This is a genomic window from Sideroxydans sp. CL21 (genome assembly GCF_902459525.1).
GTDB lineage: Bacteria > Pseudomonadota > Gammaproteobacteria > Burkholderiales > Gallionellaceae > Sideroxyarcus.
The window spans coordinates 49,141-66,318 of record NZ_LR699166.1; the positions used below are offsets into that span (position 1 = coordinate 49,141).

Annotated in this window: 18 protein-coding genes and 1 riboswitch; of the genes, 9 read left to right on the forward strand and 9 right to left on the reverse strand. The window is 53.9% G+C overall.

From position 1 onward, the window contains the following. Positions 1 to 21: 21 nt before the first annotated feature. From QOY30_RS00275 to thiC, 3 genes are read right to left on the reverse strand one after another with little or no spacing between them, the layout of a single operon-like run. Positions 22 to 222 (reverse strand): DUF1289 domain-containing protein, encoded by a 201-nt coding sequence (locus QOY30_RS00275; RefSeq protein ID WP_283742643.1) that lies wholly within the window; start codon positions 220 to 222, stop codon positions 22 to 24. Positions 223 to 229: 7 nt separating this feature from the next. After that, complete coding sequence (locus QOY30_RS00280) at positions 230 to 493, reverse strand: YkgJ family cysteine cluster protein (protein WP_283742644.1); 264 nt, start codon at positions 491 to 493, stop codon at positions 230 to 232. Beyond that, positions 490 to 2,361: a phosphomethylpyrimidine synthase ThiC gene (gene thiC / locus QOY30_RS00285; protein WP_283742645.1), complete on the reverse strand. Its 1,872-nt coding sequence runs from the start codon at positions 2,359 to 2,361 to the stop codon at positions 490 to 492. Before thiC ends, QOY30_RS00280 begins: the two co-directional genes overlap by 4 nt. Positions 2,362 to 2,383: 22 nt before the next feature. Continuing rightward, positions 2,384 to 2,474: riboswitch (TPP riboswitch) on the reverse strand. A 110-nt stretch (positions 2,475 to 2,584) separates the two neighbouring features. On the opposite strand from thiC, the gene QOY30_RS00290 reads away from it, so the two are divergent. Further along, positions 2,585 to 3,238, forward strand: coding sequence for a protein-L-isoaspartate O-methyltransferase family protein (locus tag QOY30_RS00290; RefSeq protein WP_283742646.1), 654 nt, complete (start codon positions 2,585 to 2,587; stop codon positions 3,236 to 3,238). 92 nt (positions 3,239 to 3,330) lie between these two features. Further along, complete coding sequence (locus QOY30_RS00295) at positions 3,331 to 4,671, forward strand: TolC family outer membrane protein (RefSeq protein ID WP_283742647.1); 1,341 nt, start codon at positions 3,331 to 3,333, stop codon at positions 4,669 to 4,671. Between the two features lie 14 nt (positions 4,672 to 4,685). Here QOY30_RS00295 and rfbD read toward each other — a convergent pair whose 3' ends face one another. Genes rfbD through QOY30_RS00325 form a run of 6 tightly spaced genes read right to left on the reverse strand, consistent with a single transcriptional unit; the run spans position 4,686 to position 10,448 of the window. Continuing rightward, on the reverse strand, positions 4,686 to 5,606 hold the full coding sequence (gene rfbD / locus QOY30_RS00300) for a dTDP-4-dehydrorhamnose reductase (RefSeq protein ID WP_283742648.1): 921 nt from the start codon (positions 5,604 to 5,606) through the stop codon (positions 4,686 to 4,688). Further along, the gene (rfbC, locus tag QOY30_RS00305; RefSeq protein WP_283742649.1) at positions 5,603 to 6,151 is read right to left on the reverse strand and encodes a dTDP-4-dehydrorhamnose 3,5-epimerase; all 549 of its coding nucleotides are present in this window, start codon (positions 6,149 to 6,151) and stop codon (positions 5,603 to 5,605) included. Before rfbC ends, rfbD begins: the two co-directional genes overlap by 4 nt. Beyond that, positions 6,151 to 7,026, reverse strand: coding sequence for a glucose-1-phosphate thymidylyltransferase RfbA (rfbA, locus tag QOY30_RS00310; protein ID WP_283742650.1), 876 nt, complete (start codon positions 7,024 to 7,026; stop codon positions 6,151 to 6,153). Before rfbA ends, rfbC begins: the two co-directional genes overlap by 1 nt. Next, a complete protein-coding gene (gene rfbB / locus QOY30_RS00315; RefSeq protein ID WP_283742651.1) occupies positions 7,023 to 8,090 on the reverse strand; it encodes a dTDP-glucose 4,6-dehydratase in 1,068 nt (355 codons plus the stop codon). The genes rfbA and rfbB overlap by 4 nt, the downstream gene beginning before the upstream one ends. Before the next feature lie 10 nt (positions 8,091 to 8,100). Further along, the gene (gene waaA, locus QOY30_RS00320; RefSeq protein ID WP_283742652.1) at positions 8,101 to 9,399 is read right to left on the reverse strand and encodes a lipid IV(A) 3-deoxy-D-manno-octulosonic acid transferase; all 1,299 of its coding nucleotides are present in this window, start codon (positions 9,397 to 9,399) and stop codon (positions 8,101 to 8,103) included. After that, on the reverse strand, positions 9,396 to 10,448 hold the full coding sequence (locus tag QOY30_RS00325; protein WP_283742653.1) for a glycosyltransferase family 9 protein: 1,053 nt from the start codon (positions 10,446 to 10,448) through the stop codon (positions 9,396 to 9,398). Before QOY30_RS00325 ends, waaA begins: the two co-directional genes overlap by 4 nt. Before the next feature lie 116 nt (positions 10,449 to 10,564). Between QOY30_RS00325 and QOY30_RS00330 the strand changes: the two genes are divergently transcribed. Genes QOY30_RS00330 through QOY30_RS00360 form a run of 7 tightly spaced genes read left to right on the forward strand, consistent with a single transcriptional unit; the run spans position 10,565 to position 17,177 of the window. Then, positions 10,565 to 10,912 carry a MarR family EPS-associated transcriptional regulator gene (locus tag QOY30_RS00330; protein WP_283742654.1) on the forward strand — a complete coding sequence of 116 codons (348 nt, stop codon included), beginning with the start codon at positions 10,565 to 10,567 and terminating at the stop codon, positions 10,910 to 10,912. Beyond that, positions 10,905 to 12,311 carry a mannose-1-phosphate guanylyltransferase/mannose-6-phosphate isomerase gene (locus QOY30_RS00335; RefSeq protein ID WP_283742655.1) on the forward strand — a complete coding sequence of 469 codons (1,407 nt, stop codon included), beginning with the start codon at positions 10,905 to 10,907 and terminating at the stop codon, positions 12,309 to 12,311. The genes QOY30_RS00330 and QOY30_RS00335 overlap by 8 nt, the downstream gene beginning before the upstream one ends. A 21-nt stretch (positions 12,312 to 12,332) precedes the next feature. Further along, positions 12,333 to 13,427, forward strand: coding sequence for a GDP-mannose 4,6-dehydratase (gmd, locus tag QOY30_RS00340; RefSeq protein ID WP_283742656.1), 1,095 nt, complete (start codon positions 12,333 to 12,335; stop codon positions 13,425 to 13,427). 3 nt (positions 13,428 to 13,430) lie between these two features. Further along, positions 13,431 to 14,390, forward strand: a complete 960-nt coding sequence (locus tag QOY30_RS00345; protein WP_283742657.1) for a GDP-L-fucose synthase family protein — start codon at positions 13,431 to 13,433, stop codon at positions 14,388 to 14,390. 13 nt (positions 14,391 to 14,403) lie between these two features. Next, positions 14,404 to 15,678 carry a lipopolysaccharide biosynthesis protein gene (locus QOY30_RS00350; RefSeq protein ID WP_283742658.1) on the forward strand — a complete coding sequence of 425 codons (1,275 nt, stop codon included), beginning with the start codon at positions 14,404 to 14,406 and terminating at the stop codon, positions 15,676 to 15,678. Next, a complete protein-coding gene (locus QOY30_RS00355) occupies positions 15,671 to 16,447 on the forward strand; it encodes a DUF268 domain-containing protein (RefSeq protein ID WP_283742659.1) in 777 nt (258 codons plus the stop codon). Before QOY30_RS00350 ends, QOY30_RS00355 begins: the two co-directional genes overlap by 8 nt. A gap of 10 nt (positions 16,448 to 16,457) precedes the next feature. Continuing rightward, positions 16,458 to 17,177, forward strand: coding sequence for a class I SAM-dependent methyltransferase (locus tag QOY30_RS00360; protein WP_283742660.1), 720 nt, complete (start codon positions 16,458 to 16,460; stop codon positions 17,175 to 17,177). The last annotated feature ends 1 nt before the right edge of the window (position 17,178 follow it).

Consider the following 17,178-nt stretch of genomic DNA (forward strand, 5'->3'; position numbering starts at 1 on the left):
AAGGCGCGAATTATACCCGCCTCACAAGTCAGATTGTTTACGCTGCAACAATGCGATGCGGCGATTGACCGCGCACCGCTCGTCCTCGCTCATCTCCAGCCAGCGCGTCACCTCGTCGAAAGTACGCAGGCAACCGCGGCAGACTTCGTCGCCCAGCACCGTGGTGCAATGGCCAATGCAAGGCGAGGCGGAAGTGATCTCAAGGGAGTCGGAAACTTGCATGGCGCAATTATACCGGCCGCGTGGCCTGTTCCAGCCGCGATAACCACAACATGGCCTCCTCGCGCGAGGTGCCGCACATCTCGTCGGAAGGCTGTAGCCCCCCACAAAAGGCCGGGCGCTGGGGCGAACCGAATACCTTGCAGCGCAACTCGTCATCCAACTGTATGCACGGCACTCCGGCGGGTTTGCCTTGTGGCATACCGGGCAGGGGCGAGGTGATGGAAGGCGCGATGCAGCAAGCTCCGCAATCCTCGCGACAGCGCTGTGTCATGCCTTGTGATACACCTCGGCGCCTTGCTTCACGAATTCGATGGATTTCACTTCCATGCCTTTTTCCAACGCGGCCTGCTCGGACAGCCCTTCCTTCGCCGCAAAGTCACGCACGTCCTGAGAGATCTTCATGGAGCAGAAGTGCGGGCCGCACATGGAGCAGAAATGGGCGACCTTGGCGGACTCCTTGGGCAGGGTTTCATCGTGGTATTCGCGGGCGCGGTCGGGGTCGAGGCCGAGGTTGAACTGGTCTTCCCAGCGGAATTCGAAACGTGCCTTGCTCATCGCGTTGTCGCGAACCTGGGCACCGGGGTGTCCCTTGGCGAGGTCGGCGGCGTGGGCGGCGATCTTGTAGGTGATGATGCCTTCCTTGACGTCGGCCTTGTTGGGTAGGCCGAGGTGTTCCTTGGGCGTGACGTAGCACAGCATGGCGGTGCCGAACCAACCGATCATGGCCGCGCCGATGGCACTGGTGATGTGGTCGTAGCCGGGCGCGATGTCCTGCGTGAGCGGGCCTAGCGTGTAGAACGGCGCTTCGTGGCACCACTTCAACTGTAGTTCCATGTTCTCCTTGATCATGTGCATGGGCACATGGCCGGGGCCTTCGATCATCACCTGCACGTCGTGCTTCCAGGCGATCTGTGTCAGTTCGCCCAGCGTCTTGAGTTCGCCCAGTTGCGCTTCGTCGTTGGCATCGTAGATGGAGCCGGGGCGCAGGCCGTCGCCGAGCGAGAAGGTCACGTCGTAGGCCTTCATGATCTCGCAGATGTCTTCAAAATGCGTGTAGAGGAAGTTTTCCTTGTGGTGCGCCAGGCACCATTTCGCCATGATGGAGCCGCCGCGCGAGACGATGCCAGTCATGCGGTTCGCGGTCATCGGGATATAGCGCAGCAGCACGCCGGCGTGGATGGTGAAATAGTCCACACCCTGTTCGGCCTGCTCGATCAGCGTGTCCTTGAATATCTCCCAGGTCAGGTCTTCGGCCTTGCCATTCACCTTTTCCAGCGCCTGATAGATGGGCACGGTGCCGATGGGCACGGGCGAGTTGCGGATGATCCATTCGCGCGTCTCGTGGATGTTCTTGCCGGTGGAGAGGTCCATCACAGTGTCGCCGCCCCAGCGGATGGCCCAAGTCATTTTTTCGACTTCTTCCTGGATGCTCGAACCGAGCGCGGAGTTGCCGATGTTGGCGTTGATCTTCACGAGGAAGTTGCGGCCGATGATCATTGGCTCGACTTCGGGATGGTTGATGTTGGTGGTGATCACGGCGCGCCCGGCGGCGACTTCGGCGCGCACGAACTCGGGTGTGATTTTCTTGGGCATGGCCTTGCCGAAGTTTTCGCCCGGGTGTTGCTTCAGCAGCATCTCGGAAAGCCCATCGATCTTCTGGTTCTCGCGGATGGCGATGTATTCCATCTCCGGCGTGATGATGCCCTGACGAGCGTAGTGCATCTGCGTCACGTTCTTGCCTGGTTTGGCTTTGCGCGGCGTATGTGTGAGGTTGAAACGCATGTCGGACAAAGCAGGGTCGTGCAGGCGCTGCTGGCCATATTCGGAAGTGAGTTGCGGCAGCGCCTCGGTGTCGTTGCGCTCGATAATCCATGGCGCGCGCATTTCTGCCAGACCGGAGCGGATGTCGATCTTGACGGCGGGGTCAGTGTAGGGGCCGGAGCAGTCATAGACGTGCATGGGCGGATTCTTCTCGACGCCGTTATTCAGGTGGGTATCGGTCAGCGTGATCTCGCGCATCGGCACACGGATATCGGGTCTGCTGCCCTCGACATAGATCTTGCGCGAATTCGGCAGCGGTTTGACCGCGGCCTCATCGACATGGGCTGTGGTGGCTAAGAATTGGGGATTGGCGTTCATGCGATGCTCCGGATTAACTGGAAAGCATCTGTGGATGCTTCCCTACGACGGCATTACCCGTACAGGTTCAAAGGGTGTTTCTCACTTCAAAATGAAGACCCCTAGCGAGCCAGCAAGGTACTGGAAAGCCAAGCTAAAGGCAAGTTTATAAAGCGTTGAGCAGGTGGGGTGTGCTTGCTATACTGCGCCGTGACATATAACTACGCAGCAAGGGGACAGGGAGATGAACAATATGGAACTCGCTCGCTTCAATATGGTGGAACAGCAGATACGTCCCTGGGACGTATTGGATGGGAACGTGCTCGACCTGCTCAGGAAAGTCAAACGCGAACATTTTGTGCCGGTTGATAAGCAGTCGATGGCCTTTATGGATGTGGAAATTCCGCTCGGGCATGGTGTGAAGATGTGGTTTCCCAAAGTGGAGGCGCGGGTATTGCAGGCGCTGAAACTCAAAGCGAGTGATCGCGTACTGGAAATAGGCACGGGCAGTGGTTACCTGACCGCACTGATGTCGCGCATGGCTCAACATGTCACCAGCGTGGAGCTGGTTCAGGAGCTGAGCGCCCGTGCGGCACGCACCTTGGCCGCACATCATTACGATAACGTGACGCTGGAAGTCGGGGATGCCTCCAGGGGCTGGGGCAACGAGAAGTACGATGCCATTGTATTGACGGGTTCCGTGCCGCTGCCGCCGGAATCGTTCTACCAGATGCTGAATACAGGCGGACGCCTGTTTGCAATAGTGGGCGACGCGCCGGCGATGCATGCAACGCTGGTAAGCTGTGTGGCTCCCGGAGTTTTCGAGACAACAGTACTGTTTGAAACCAGCGTAGCGCTGCTGACCAATGCTCCGCAACCGCAACGTTTCTCGTTCTGATCGCTTTCCGGCATGGTGGAAAGAATCATGCCAACTTGAATTGTGCAGGCGCAGCAGGTAATATTAGCAGATTCTAATATTTGGATCGGGCAATGAAATTCTCGAAAATTGCATTAAGCGTTGCGCTGGCCATGGCCGTGAGTCCAATGGCTGGCGCGGCGGATCTGCTGGATTTCTATCATCAGGCGCAGAGTCAGGATGCGGTGTTTGCGTCGGCACGCGCGACAAGGCAAGCCGGGCAGGAGAAACTGACTCAAGGCCGCTCGCAATTGTTGCCCAGCGTCAATCTCAACGCGAACAGCACGTACAACAACGTCAATACCCAATACACGGGCGCCTCGGCAGCACTGTTTCCATTCCCTTCCGGTGATCAGCGCTTCAACAACCACGGCTACGGCGTAACGCTGGTGCAGCCCTTGTTTCGCGAACAGAACTGGGCGTCTTATTCCGAATCCGAATTGCAGGTGCTACAGACAGAGGCGCAATACAAACTTGCCGAACAGAGCCTGATACTGCGTGTGGCGCAGACGTATTTTGACGTGCTGATCGCGCAGGACACCGTGCAGCTGGCTGCAGCGCAAAAGACCGCCATTTCCGAACAGCTTGAGCAGGCCAAACGGAATTTCGAGGTCGGCACGGCCACCATCACGGATACGCATGAGGCACAGGCACGCTATGACCTGATCGTTGCGCAAGAGATCGCAGCGCAAAGCGACCTGGAAGTGAAGAGGCGTACCCTGCAGCAGCTGATCAATGCGGCTCCCCAAGAGTTGGCGCCCTTGGGCAAATCGTTCCAGATGGAACAGCCGCAGCCTGCCAATCTGGACAAATGGGTGGAGGGCGCCCAGCAACACAATTACCAGATCGCCAGCGCGCAAGCGGCAGCGGAAATAGCCGAAAAGGAAGTGGATCGCAACCGGGGCGGGCATATGCCGACGGTAGATCTGGTGGCGAACTATTCAAAGAACTCGGCAAACGGCAGTATCTACGGCATCGGCAGTGATACCACCGCAACCACAGTGGGCGTGCAAATGAATATGCCGCTCTTCCAAGGCGGCGCAATCCAGTCTAAGTGGCGCGAGGCTGAGGCCAACCGCGAACGCGCAAAGCAGGATCTGGAATACACCCGCCGTGCTGTCGAGCTGCAAACCCGGCAGGCGTACCTGGGCGTGGTCAGCGGCATAGCACAGGTGCAGGCGTTGCAGCAGGCCTTGAAGTCGAGCGAAAGTCTGCTGGATGCAAGCAAACTGGGACACGATGTCGGAGTGCGCACCAATCTGGATGTCCTGAATGCCCAGCAGCAACTCTTCTCGACGCGCCGCGATCTGTATCAGGCAGAATACAACTATCTGGTCAGTCAGCTAAATCTGAAAGCAGCAGTTGGCGAGTTAAGCGAAGAAGATTTGAGCAAGGTCAACCAGGCGTTGCACTAGAATTAGTCAACTGACTATTGCCGCAGGGCTGCCATGTCAGTCGGCTCATATATCTCCCGCACACACTCCGCAAGGCTGTCGCGCCATTCCGGCAATACGATCCCGAAGGCAGCGTGAATCTTGCCGTTGGACAGGACCGAATTGGCTGGCCGCTTTGCGAGGACGGGATATTCCTGAGTAGCGATGGGCCGGATATCGAGTAGTTTAGCTGCGATTGCAGGATCGCATTTGCGGGCCAAGCGAACAATCTCTTCGGCATATTCATGCCAGTTAGTGCGCCCTGCCGCAGTGAGATGATAAAGCCCGCTCAAATCACCATCCCAATTTTTACTCTGCCAGCAGGACAGCGCCGAAGCCGTGGCTTGCGCAAGATTCCTCGCCCAAGTTGGCGCACCGAACTGATCGGCGACGATGCGGAGCTCGTTGCGCTCTTTCGCCAGTCGCAATATCGTCTTCACAAAATTCCCGCCGTGTACTCCATACACCCAGCTGGTGCGCAGTATGAGGTGCTTGCAACCGGAGGCACGGATCGCCTGTTCTCCAGCCAATTTTGTTCGCCCATAGACACTTTGCGGGTTGGGCGCATCGGCCTCGATATAAGGCGCAGCCTTGCTTCCGTCGAATACATAGTCAGTGGAGTAATGTACCAGTAACGCGCCGAGACGCAGTGATTCTTCAGCAAGCACTCCGGGCGCAAAGCCATTTACAGCCATTGCCAGCTCGGTATCGCTTTCAGCCTTATCGACGGCGGTATAGGCAGCGGGATTGATGATGATGTCGGGAGCAATGCGACGAATGGTGCGCCTGATTGCATCAGGATCGGCCAGATCCAATTCCTTCGAATCCGTTGCAACGACCTGACCGAAAGTAGCCAGTGAACGTTGCAATTCCCAACCAAGCTGCCCGTTTTTACCGGTGAGCAGAATTTTTGTCATGCAAAAGTCTCTGCTTCGCGCAAGCGTTTGCCGGCCTGGTCCTTGGCGGAAAGCAAGGGGCTGGCCCCGGCCAAATGCCAGTCGATAGCCAAATCGGCATCGTTCCAGACGATGCAGCGCTCATGCTCGGGTGCCCAATAATCGGTAGTCTTATACAAGAACTCGGCAGATTCGCTTAACACCACAAATCCATGGGCAAATCCCTTTGGTATCCACAGCATCTTCTTGTTTTCGGCAGACAGAGTTACGCCTACCGATTTTCCGAAGGAGGGCGAACTCTTACGAATGTCGACAGCGATATCCAAAACCTCGCCTGCAATGACACGCACCAGCTTACCTTGTGGCTGGCGTATCTGGTAATGCAGGCCGCGCAATACATTGCGGGCGGATTTGGAATGGTTGTCCTGAACAAAGGCGTCTGCCACACCGGTCAATTCAGTGAAACGGCGCTGATTGAAGCTCTCATAGAAAAAACCGCGGTCATCGCCGAAAACCTTGGGTTCGATGACGAGCAAATCGGGAATAGCGGTAGGGACGACTTGCATCAGCGCGACTCTTCAAGCAACAGGCGCTGCAGATATTGCCCATAGCCATTCTTTGCGAGCGGAGCAATCAATTTTTGCAATTGGGCAGTATCGATATAGCCCCTGCGATAGGCGATCTCTTCAGGGCAGGCAATCTTCAGGCCTTGGCGCTTTTCCAGCGTCTGGATGAACATGGAGGCTTCCAGCAGGGATTCGTGCGTGCCGGTGTCCAGCCATGCATAGCCGCGCCCCATCACCTGGACGTCAAGCTTGCCGCGCTCCAGATAAATCTGGTTCACGGTGGTGATTTCAAGTTCGCCGCGGGCAGACGGCTTGATGGATTTAGCAATCTGCACCACATCGTTGTCATAAAAATATAACCCCGTCACAGCGTAATTCGATTTGGGCTTGAGGGGCTTTTCCTCGATACTGAGCGCGCGGCCAGAAGCATCGAAATCGACGACGCCGTACCGTTCCGGATCAAGCACGTGGTAGGCAAATACAGTGCCGCCGTCAGATTTACTGGCTGCCGGAGTCAGCAAGGTATCAAAGGCATGACCATAAAAAATATTGTCGCCCAACACCAGCGAACAGGCATCGTTACCGATGAAAGATTCGCCGATGATGAAAGCCTGGGCCAGGCCATCGGGAGATGGCTGCACAGCGTAAGAAATACTCATGCCCCACTGCGAGCCGTCACCCAGCAACTGTTCAAAACGGGGAGTATCCTGCGGCGTAGAAATGACCAGAACATCGCGTATCCCGGCAAGCATCAGCGTCGTGAGCGGATGATAGATCATCGGCTTGTCGTAGACCGGCAGGAGCTGTTTGGAAATCGTTTGCGTTACCGGATAAAGCCTGGTGCCGGAACCACCGGCGAGAATGATGCCTTTCATGCCACACTCCTGTCTGCATAATTCTTCTGTACCCACTTCTGGTATTCGCCGCTGGTCACACCGCTGACCCAATCGGTGTTATGCAAATACCATTCAACGGTCTTGCGCAGTCCGCTCTCGAAAGTCTCCCGGGGTTTCCATCCAAGATCCTGCGAGATTTTGGTGGCATCAATCGCATAACGTTTGTCGTGACCGGGGCGGTCGGCAACATAGGTGATGAGTTTGTTGTGCGGCGCTCCTTGGGGGTGCAGTTCATCCAGAGTTTTGCAGATGGCTTGTACCACTTCCAGATTGGTCTTTTCGTTCCAGCCGCCGATGTTGTAGGTCTCGCCCAACTTGCCGCGTTCAAGAACCAGACGCAAAGCCCGCGCATGGTCGTCCACATACAGCCAGTCGCGGATGTTGTCACCCTTGCCGTAAATGGGCAGCGGCTTTCCATTGACTGCATTCAAGATCACGAGCGGGATAAGCTTCTCTGGAAAATGATACGGTCCGTAGTTGTTGGAACAATTGGTAGTCACCACCGGAAAACCGTAAGTGTGATGCCATGCACGCACCAGATGATCGGAGGATGCCTTGCTGGCGGAGTAGGGGGAGTTGGGTTCGTAGGCAGTCTCTTCTGTAAAGAAACCGGTCTCTCCCAGGCTGCCGTACACCTCATCCGTTGAAATATGGTGGAATCTGAAACCCTTTTTACGCTGCGTATCCAGGCCGTTCCAGTAGTTGCGGGCAGATTCAAGCAGAATATAAGTGCCGACGATATTGGTCTGAATGAAATCTGCCGGACCGCTGATGGAACGGTCGACATGTGATTCAGCGGCCAAATGCATTACGGCATCCGGTTGATGTTCGCGGAACACCCGCGCAACTTCGGCAGCATCGCAAATATCCACCTGTTCGAAACGGTAGCGTGGATTGTCCGACACTGTGGCCAGTGATTGCAGATTGCCCGCATAGGTCAGCTTGTCGACATTGACAACGCTGGAATCGGTATCGTTAATGAACTGCCGAATGACGGCAGAGCCAATGAATCCGGCACCGCCGGTAACTAGGATTTTTTTCATGGAGAAGATTTTACCTCATGGAAACGATTTTGTTATACAGCGCATGATCGAGCGCTAAATCAATGTGCGCCATTGCATGTTTAGTGGCCCCCCGATTGTTACTGACGAACCGCTTACCGGCCTCACCCATATTATTCAACCGGTTGGAGTCGTGCATCAGAATATCAAGCTGTTTCACGAGGTCATCGGCATGGAAGATCCGCATCGCTGCGCCATTGGCAACGGCAAGTTCTGCAGCCTGCTCAAAGTTGTAAGTGTGCGGTCCGATCAACAGGGGTGTACCGACGGCACACGCTTCGATCAGGTTTTGCCCGCCAAAAGGGAGCAGGCTGCCGCCGATGAAGGCGAGATCGCAAGAGGCGTAGTAAGCGAACATCTCTCCCATGCTGTCGCCCAGCACCACCTGAGTGTGCGTTGAAACGGCCTCATTTGAACTGCGGCGTTGCATGTGCAAACCATGCTTTTCAACCAGACTGGCGACTTCATCGAACCGTTGCGGATGCCGCGGCACGATCACGATGAGCAGTTGTTCGATCTGTTCATGTTGCAAGGCATTCAGCAACAACTCTTCTTCACCCTCGCGCGTGCTGGCAAGAAGCAGGACTGGGCGTTCGCCGAACAAGGTACGGAAGTGTTTGCCCAGTTGCAGCATCTCGGCAGGGGGCGCGATGTCGAATTTCAGATTGCCCATTACCGGTACCGCTTTATTCGCCAGGCTGGCGAGACGAGTTGCATCCTCTTCGGTCTGCGCCGAAATCAGGTACAACTCATGCAAACTCGTGCGGGCGAGTTTGGGAAAACGCGCATAACTGCGCGCAGACTTTTCCGAAAGCCGTGCATTGAGCAACAAAACAGGAATAGCCTCGGCATGGCAGGCATGGATAAGGTTGAACCATATCTCTGTCTCCAGCAATGCACCGACGCGGGGACGGAAATGTTGCAGGAAGCGCCTAACGGCAAATGGATAATCGTAGGGCAGGTATACGCGAATCACGTCATCGCCAAAGAGTTGCTCGCTGGCAGCACGTCCGGTGGGTGTGGTGTGGCTGAGCAGTATCTGGTGATCGGGATAACGACTGCGCAAACTCTGAACCAGCGTGACCGCGGCGCGGGTTTCACCGACCGACACTGTGTGCAGCCATATGACAGGCTTGTCGCAACTCACAGCATAACGTCCAAAGCGCTCGCCGATATGATCCAGATATTCCGGCTGCTTGCGCGAACGCCAATACAAATGAAAAAACGCATAAGGCAGCAAAAGCCAGAGCAAAGCGGTGTAGGCAAACTTCGAATCAATCAGCTTCTTCATGCGTGTCTACCCAATACTCTTTCCAGTTGTGACACGACATCGTCAACCGCTATCAGGGACATTGCCCTTGGGTCATGCACCCTTGTGTTCCACGGGAGATGATCGGCGTCCTTACCAAGATACACATTGACTGCTTGAGGATAACGATCCACACAGTACTCCAGTTGCCGATACGGTCCGCTCAATTTCGGCGACGCAACGGCGTAAAGGCCGATGACTGGCGTGTTCATCGCTCTGGCAATGTGAACCGAACCCGTATCCGGAGCGATCAGTACGTCGGCAAGACTTAGCAGTGCAGCAAGCTGCTTTGGCGTGGATTTGCCGCAAAGATTGATCGTGTGGTCGGGAGCCAGTTGTGCGAGTCGTTCGCACAATGCCAGTTCCGCCGCGGAGCTTCCGCCGGAAAGGACCACGCCACATTTCCAGCGGGCAACAGCTTGTTTCACGATTTCCTCGTAGCGTTCCGGCAACCAATTACGTTCAGTTTTGCTTGAATGCGGATGGATCGCCACCCAAGGCTTTGGCAAATTCGTCAACCGTACTCGCGCCCATTCAAGGTCACTTGAATCGACCGGCAAATTCCAGATCGCCGAAGCTGGTTTACCGGTCAATGTTTCAACAAAGGACAAAAAACTATCCTCAAGGTGCGAATCATTGAAAGGAATGTGGCGATTACAGAACAACCATTGACCTTCACGGGCGCGAGTACGGTCAAAACCGATCTTGATCGGGGCGTGCAAAGCCGTATAGAGCAAATTGATGCGCAGATTGGCCTGCATCGCCAAAACTACATCGAACCGGCGTTCGCGGAACGCCCCATAAAAAGCAAAGTAATCTGCCAGAGTGCGCGGTTTATCAAATACCTCAAAGGTCACGCCTTCCATACCTTTTAACAAAGCGTAAGTTAACCGACTGGTGATCCAGGTAATTCTTGCGTCAGGCAGGCAATGCTGTAATGCACGCACCGCAGCGGACACCAAGACCACATCGCCCAATGCAGAAAAACGGACGATGGCGATATGCAAATCGGGTTTAATGGTGTCAGTCACGGGCGGTAAACGTATGGAAGACTCCGCTATTGTAACGAAACCAGCCGACAGATAACTTGACACTATATATATGGACTGCTGTAATGCGCGCCGTTCACCGACTGAACGCACTACCTATGCTAGACGAAACCACACATTACGGTCTGCTCAAAACCCTGGAAGAGAATCCCGGACTTTCGCAAAGGGACTTGGCGAAAAGGCTGGGCGTCAGCCTTGGAAAAATCAATTTTTGTCTCAATGCCCTTGTCGCAAAAGGCAGCGTCAAGATCAACAACTTCCGTAACAGCGACAACAAATTGGCTTATGCCTATCTGCTTACGCCCAGCGGTGTTGAACAAAAGGCGCGAATGACAGTGGAATTTCTGCAAGTCAAAGTCCAGGAATATGAGCGCTTGCGTGCGGAAATCGCCGAACTGAAGCGTGAAGCCAAACAAAAAGGTTTGCTGGAGAATACACATGAATAACCAGGTTTATGCCATCATTCTTGCGGGCGGCAGCGGAAGCCGCTTGTGGCCGTTATCCAGGCAAAACCTGCCCAAGCAATTTCTGGCGCTGGATGGGGAATTCTCATTGTTGAAAACAACGATCAATCGTCTGATGCCGACGATAGGGGAAAAGAATGTATTGATCGTCACCCAGGAAGCACTGGCCAAGGGTGAGGCATACCACGCGCTGCTGCCCTATCAATCGCTTTACGAACCCATCGGCCGTAACACTGCACCGGCTATCGCCATAGCGGCGGCATATCTCATGGCTGAAGGAAAAGACCCGGTCATGGTGGTGTTGCCTGCCGACCACGTCATCAAAGACGAAGCGGGCTTCCGCAAGCATCTGGACACTGCTATCCAGGCTGCACAAAGCGGCAAGCTGGTAACCTTTGGCATTCAGCCGACCCGGCCCGACACCGGCTTCGGCTATATCAAGGCGCATCAAGTCGATGATGCGCAGGTGCATCAGGTAGAACGGTTTACTGAAAAACCCAACCTGACTACCGCCCAGGCATTCCTGAAAGAAGGCGGTTACTATTGGAACTCCGGCATGTTCGTCTGGCGTGCGTCGGTGATCCTTGCCGAGATACAACGGTACTTGCCCGCGGTCTATCAGATCGTGCAAGCCATACTTGCCGAAACCCATGCTGGCACATCCTTCCAAAAGTCCCTGGAAAAACATTTCGCTGCGATGCCGTCGATTTCCATCGATTACGGCGTACTGGAAAAATCTGACAAGGTTTCCCTCATTCCCTGCGACATCGGCTGGAACGATGTCGGCAGCTGGCAAGCGGTACACGAGATCTCGAACAAGGACGAAAACGGTAATGCGCTGCAAGGCAATGTCATCGCGGTAGATTGCAAGAACAGCCTGATTCGAGCCGAAAAACGCCTGGTGGCCGCCATCGGTGTGGAAGATCTGTGCGTGATCGAGACCGCTGATGCGGTGTTGATCTCGAAGAGCGATCAGACACAGCGGGTACGCGAAGTGGTTGACGCACTGCAGGAAAAGGGTGCGACCGAGCATGTCTACCATACCAAAGTGAACCGCCCTTGGGGCAGCTATACCGTGCTGGAAGAAGACCCGCAAGGTTTCAAGCTAAAACGCATCGAGGTTGCACCGGGCGCGCGGCTGAGTCTGCAAAGCCATCGCCAGCGATCCGAGCACTGGGTGGTTGTGTCAGGAACGGCAACCGTTACCAACGGTGAAGAAGTCATCACCGTTTACAAGAACCAAAGCACCTACATACCGATAGGGACGAAGCACCGCCTGGAAAATCTTGGCAAGGAACCGCTGCATATCGTCGAAATACAGGTCGGCGATTATCTGGGCGAAGACGATATTCAACGTTATGAAGACAACTACGGCAGATAGCAGCTCAAACAGGAAAGTGATATGAGCAAAACCAAAAAGGTCGCACTGATTACTGGCGTCACAGGACAAGACGGGGCTTACCTCTCTGAATTGCTGCTGAATAAGGGTTATGAGGTTCACGGCATCAAGCGCCGCAGCTCGCTCTTCAACACAGCGCGCATCGACCACCTGTTCCATGACCTGCACGAAAAGGGCAAGCCATTCTTCCTGCATCACGGAGATATGACCGACTCGTCCAGCCTGACGCACATCATCCAGAAAGTGCAGCCTGACGAAATATATAACCTGGCTGCACAAAGCCACGTCGCGGTGTCGTTCGAGGAGCCGGAATATACGGCCAATTCCGATGCACTCGGTTCATTGCGCATCCTGGAAGCAATTCGCATCCTCGGCCTGGCCAAGAAAACGCGTTTCTATCAAGCCTCCACCTCCGAACTGTATGGTCTGGTGCAAGAGACGCCGCAAAAAGAAACGACCCCGTTCTATCCCCGCAGCCCGTATGCGGTAGCCAAGCTCTATGCCTACTGGATCACCGTCAATTACCGCGAAGCCTACGGCATATACGCCTGCAACGGCATCCTGTTCAATCATGAATCGCCTATACGCGGCGAAACCTTCGTCACGCGCAAGATAACCCGTGCCTTGGCGCGCATCAAACTCGGCCTGCAGGACTGCCTGTACCTGGGCAACCTGAATTCGTTGCGCGACTGGGGCCATGCCAAAGACTACGTTGAGATGCAGTGGCTGATGCTGCAGCAGGAAAAACCGGAAGACTTTGTGATTGCTACAGGCGTGCAATACAGCGTGCGCGATTTCGTGAACGCTGCAGCCAAGGAACTTGGTATGTCCATCACATGGAAGGGTGACGGCGTTGAAGAAAAAGGCTACGACGCTTCCGGTAAATGCATCGTGGCGGTCGATCCGCGATATTTCCGTCCTACTGAAGTCGAAACCTTGCTGGGCGATGCCAGCAAAGCAAAAAACAAGCTAGGCTGGTCGCCAAGGATCACTTTCGACGACTTGGTTAGCGAAATGGTGCGCGAAGACCTAAAAGGTGCGGAACGTGATGAGCTGGTGAAGAAGCACGGCTACGCAATGTTTAATAGTCATGAGTAGGCAATGAATAAAGACTCAAAGATATATGTAGCCGGGCATCGCGGATTAGTTGGCTCGGCCCTTTTGCGGAGCCTGAATGCCAAGGGTTATCACAATCTCATCTTGCGCACCCATGATGAATTGGAACTGCGCGACCAGGCAGCTGTGCAAGCATTTTTTGCCAAAGAGAAGCCAGAATACGTCATTCTTGCCGCTGCCAAAGTAGGGGGAATCCATGCCAACAATACCTACCCGGCAGAATTCATCCACGACAATCTCGTTATCCAATCCAACATTATTCATAGCGCATGGCAGAGCAATGTCGAGCGCCTGTTGTTCTTGGGCTCGAGCTGCATCTACCCTAAGAATGCCCCGCAACCGATGAGTGAAGAATGTCTGCTGACAGGCCCGCTCGAACCGACTAACCGACCATATGCGGTGGCCAAGATTGCCGGGATCGAAATGTGCTGGTCGTACAATCGGCAGTACGGCACCAAATTCATGGCCGCCATGCCTACTAACCTGTATGGGCCTAACGATAACTACGACCTAAACAACTCTCACGTTCTGCCCGCGTTGATTCGCAAGATGCATGAAGCGAAACTGCATGGTGATAAAGAAGTGGTGGTATGGGGTACGGGTACGCCCAGACGCGAATTTCTTTATAGCGAAGATATGGCCGATGCGTGTCTATATTTGCTGGAACAACCCGAGGACAAACTTGCGGGATTGTTTAACAATGAACAGCCGCCATTGGTCAATATCGGTTGTGGTGAAGACCTGACCATCAAGGAACTGGCTGAGCTTGTAGCGGAAGTAGTCGGTTTCAAAGGCAGCCTTACCTTCGACACCAGCAAGCCGGATGGCACCATGCGAAAAGTGATGGATGTTTCCAGAATTCGGGGTTTTGGTTGGAAGCCCGTCGTCAGCTTGGCAGAGGGTATTAAGTTAGCATACGGCGATTTTATTGCCCGCTGTCCATAGTCGGACGAATCCCATGACGCTAAGAAAAAACATCCTATCCAACTACGTAGGAATGGGCGTGGTGGCGCTGGCACCGATTCTTGCGTTGCCTTGGTATCTGGCGGCACTTGGGCCGAAGCAGTTTGGATTAATCGGTTTCATAACTATGCTCCAGGCAATACTCGGCCTGCTGGACGCAGGCATGAGCCAAGCGCTAGTGCGCGAATTTTCGGTACGACTGAATTTGGCGGACGGGGGGCGGCGCAGCACAGCATTGCTGCTGTTCGGATTCGAACGCATATATTGGATATTTGCCTTTTGCACCGGAGGTGTCACGCTGCTGCTGGCAGATACGATTGCCAGGCATTGGCTGAACTTGGGGGGATTGCCAGATGTATCGGGGCGGGTGGCTATTTACGGCGCATCGGCTATCTTTGCAGCCCAGTTTCCCGGATCAATTTATCGTAGTCTGCTTGTGGGTGCGCAAGCGCAGGTGGTTCTTAACGGTGTTATGTTGGTCGGTGCGCTGTTACGCCATGTTGGTGGAGTAATAGTCGTTCTTGTCTGGCCAACGTTGTCTGCTTATCTGATTTGGCAGGCTTCGATAGCACTGCTGGAAACTTTACTGCGGAGCAGGTTGGCATGGAACACACTGAACGTAAAAAAAAATCAGCTTAAATGGGAAATAAAAGAATTACGCCCGGTCTGGCGGCAGGTCGCCGGTATGTCTGCAGCTGTTTGGCTGGGCGCCTTAACCGTTCAGATGGATAAAATAGTACTCAGCCGGATGGCCACCATTGAACAGTTCGGTTATTACACGGTTGCAGCCACGGTCGCGGTTGGCATGCTGCAACTGGTCTATCCCTTGGTTCAGGCAGTGTTGCCACGTGCGGTACAGTTGCGTGAAGAACCTGCGGCTTTGCGCAAACTCGGCATCAAGCTGGCTGTGCTGATTGGACTGCTGACTGGAGTAATTGCCCTGATTTTCATTGCAGCAGGTCAATGGTTGTTGGGTATCTGGTTGAGAAACCCCGATGTGGCTTCAACAGTCTATCCGCTATTAGCCGTCTTACTTGTGGGGACAGGCATGAACGCATTTTATAATGTTGGCTATATAAACTGGATAGTTCATAAAAAATTCTACCGAATGTTTCAGGTGAATGCGCTGGCGTTGGTACTCTCTGTAGTGCTAATCCCGCCCCTTGTTATCTGGCAAGGTACAATTGGTGCGGCATTTGGCTGGCTGATGATTAATTTTATAGGGCTGATGCTCAGTCTAGAATGGTTAAAGCGGAAACAGAATGAATGAGCTTATTCGTAAATCTTACTGGTTACTCAGTGCGCAGTTTGGCTTCGACCCAAGACGATTGTTTCGCTCGTGCAGGGGAATTCCTCGATATGTCGCAGGCTGGTTTCATTTTCGAAAAGAATACAAAGGCAGGCTCGACTTTCTCCCTTGTTTGTATGACTGGTTTGAAGAGGGTGGTTCCACCAAGGACGAATACTTTTGGCAGGATTTGCATGTGGCACGGCTAATTCATCTTGCCAATCCGACAAGGCATGTGGATATTGGTTCGCGCATTGATGGCTTTGTTGCACATGTGGCCAGTTTCAGGGATATCGAAGTGTTCGATATTCGCCCTGTCACTTCAATGATTCCAGGAGTTAGTTTCAGGCAGGCAGATTTGATGCATCCGTCCGAATCGCTCATTGAATATTGCGACTCACTTTCATGTTTACACGCGCTGGAGCATTTTGGCCTTGGCCGCTACGGTGATCCGATTGATCCACATGGATATGCGTCGGGACTGGGTAACATGGCAAGGATACTGCAGTCTGGCGGCTTGTTTTATCTTTCCGTTCCCATCGGACAGGAACGCGTGGAGTTTAATGCGCATCGGATATTTGATCCGAACTCACTGGTTCGTCTCGCTGCAGAAAGCGGATTGTTGCTCAGAGAATTCGCATGGATAGGGCAGAGCCGGGCGGTTATCTTGTCTTCCGACATGCAGCTGGATATGGCCGAGTTGAGCAAGCTTCGCTATTCATTAGGTATATTTACGTTCGTCAAGCAATAAGGACTGGAAAGTGAAGAAATTATTAAAAGGCATAATCGGGATTGACGCCAACGAAGAAGGGCGGAATCGGTGGCTGGCTGAGACGTTGTCGGCCATCCCGCCAGGTTTGCGCTTGCTCGATGCCGGAGCGGGTGAATTACGCAACAAGCCGTTATGTTCTCACTTGAATTATGTGTCGCAGGATGCTTGCCAGTATGAAGGAAAGGGAGACGAAAAAGGGCTGCAAACTGGCACATGGGATACCAGCAGGATTGATCTTGTCTGTGACATCATAAATATTCCAGAACCAAATGCCTCGTTTGATGTGATTCTGTGCAGCGAGGTATTTGAGCATTTACCCGACGCAATCAAGGCATTGGATGAGTTTGCGCGTTTGCTAAAACCGGGCGGCAAACTGATCATCACTGCACCGTTTGCTTCATTCGTGCACTTTGCGCCATACCATTACGCCACTGGATATAGCCGCTACTGGTATGAATATCACTTGCCGCCGCGAAATTTTGAAATCCAGGAGCTGATACCTAATGGTGATTGGTTCTCCTACGCAAAACAGGAAATGTTGCGGCTGCCCGGCATGGCACGCCGCTACGGTGATTGGTGCTGGCCTTTAAGCTATCTGGTAGCGGGAGCCGGTTTGATTTATTTCTCGCTACGCGGAAAATCTCGGATGGCCGATGAGGTTGCATGTTTTGGGTGGCACTGCGTTGCTGTCAAACAGCAAATAATTTGAG

Excerpts from the sequence above, each read along its gene's own strand:
- QOY30_RS00275 (WP_283742643.1), bottom strand. The coding sequence starts at position 222 with ATGCAAGTTTCCGACTCCCTTGAGATCACTTCCGCCTCGCCTTGCATT.
- QOY30_RS00280 (WP_283742644.1), bottom strand. The coding sequence starts at position 493 with ATGACACAGCGCTGTCGCGAGGATTGCGGAGCTTGCTGCATCGCGCCT.
- thiC (WP_283742645.1), bottom strand. The coding sequence starts at position 2,361 with ATGAACGCCAATCCCCAATTCTTAGCCACCACAGCCCATGTCGATGAG.
- QOY30_RS00290 (WP_283742646.1), top strand. The coding sequence starts at position 2,585 with ATGAACAATATGGAACTCGCTCGCTTCAATATGGTGGAACAGCAGATA.
- QOY30_RS00295 (WP_283742647.1), top strand. The coding sequence starts at position 3,331 with ATGAAATTCTCGAAAATTGCATTAAGCGTTGCGCTGGCCATGGCCGTG.
- rfbD (WP_283742648.1), bottom strand. The coding sequence starts at position 5,606 with ATGACAAAAATTCTGCTCACCGGTAAAAACGGGCAGCTTGGTTGGGAA.
- rfbC (WP_283742649.1), bottom strand. The coding sequence starts at position 6,151 with ATGCAAGTCGTCCCTACCGCTATTCCCGATTTGCTCGTCATCGAACCC.
- rfbA (WP_283742650.1), bottom strand. The coding sequence starts at position 7,026 with ATGAAAGGCATCATTCTCGCCGGTGGTTCCGGCACCAGGCTTTATCCG.
- rfbB (WP_283742651.1), bottom strand. The coding sequence starts at position 8,090 with ATGAAAAAAATCCTAGTTACCGGCGGTGCCGGATTCATTGGCTCTGCC.
- waaA (WP_283742652.1), bottom strand. The coding sequence starts at position 9,399 with ATGAAGAAGCTGATTGATTCGAAGTTTGCCTACACCGCTTTGCTCTGG.
- QOY30_RS00330 (WP_283742654.1), top strand. The coding sequence starts at position 10,565 with ATGCTAGACGAAACCACACATTACGGTCTGCTCAAAACCCTGGAAGAG.
- QOY30_RS00335 (WP_283742655.1), top strand. The coding sequence starts at position 10,905 with ATGAATAACCAGGTTTATGCCATCATTCTTGCGGGCGGCAGCGGAAGC.
- gmd (WP_283742656.1), top strand. The coding sequence starts at position 12,333 with ATGAGCAAAACCAAAAAGGTCGCACTGATTACTGGCGTCACAGGACAA.
- QOY30_RS00345 (WP_283742657.1), top strand. The coding sequence starts at position 13,431 with ATGAATAAAGACTCAAAGATATATGTAGCCGGGCATCGCGGATTAGTT.
- QOY30_RS00350 (WP_283742658.1), top strand. The coding sequence starts at position 14,404 with ATGACGCTAAGAAAAAACATCCTATCCAACTACGTAGGAATGGGCGTG.
- QOY30_RS00355 (WP_283742659.1), top strand. The coding sequence starts at position 15,671 with ATGAATGAGCTTATTCGTAAATCTTACTGGTTACTCAGTGCGCAGTTT.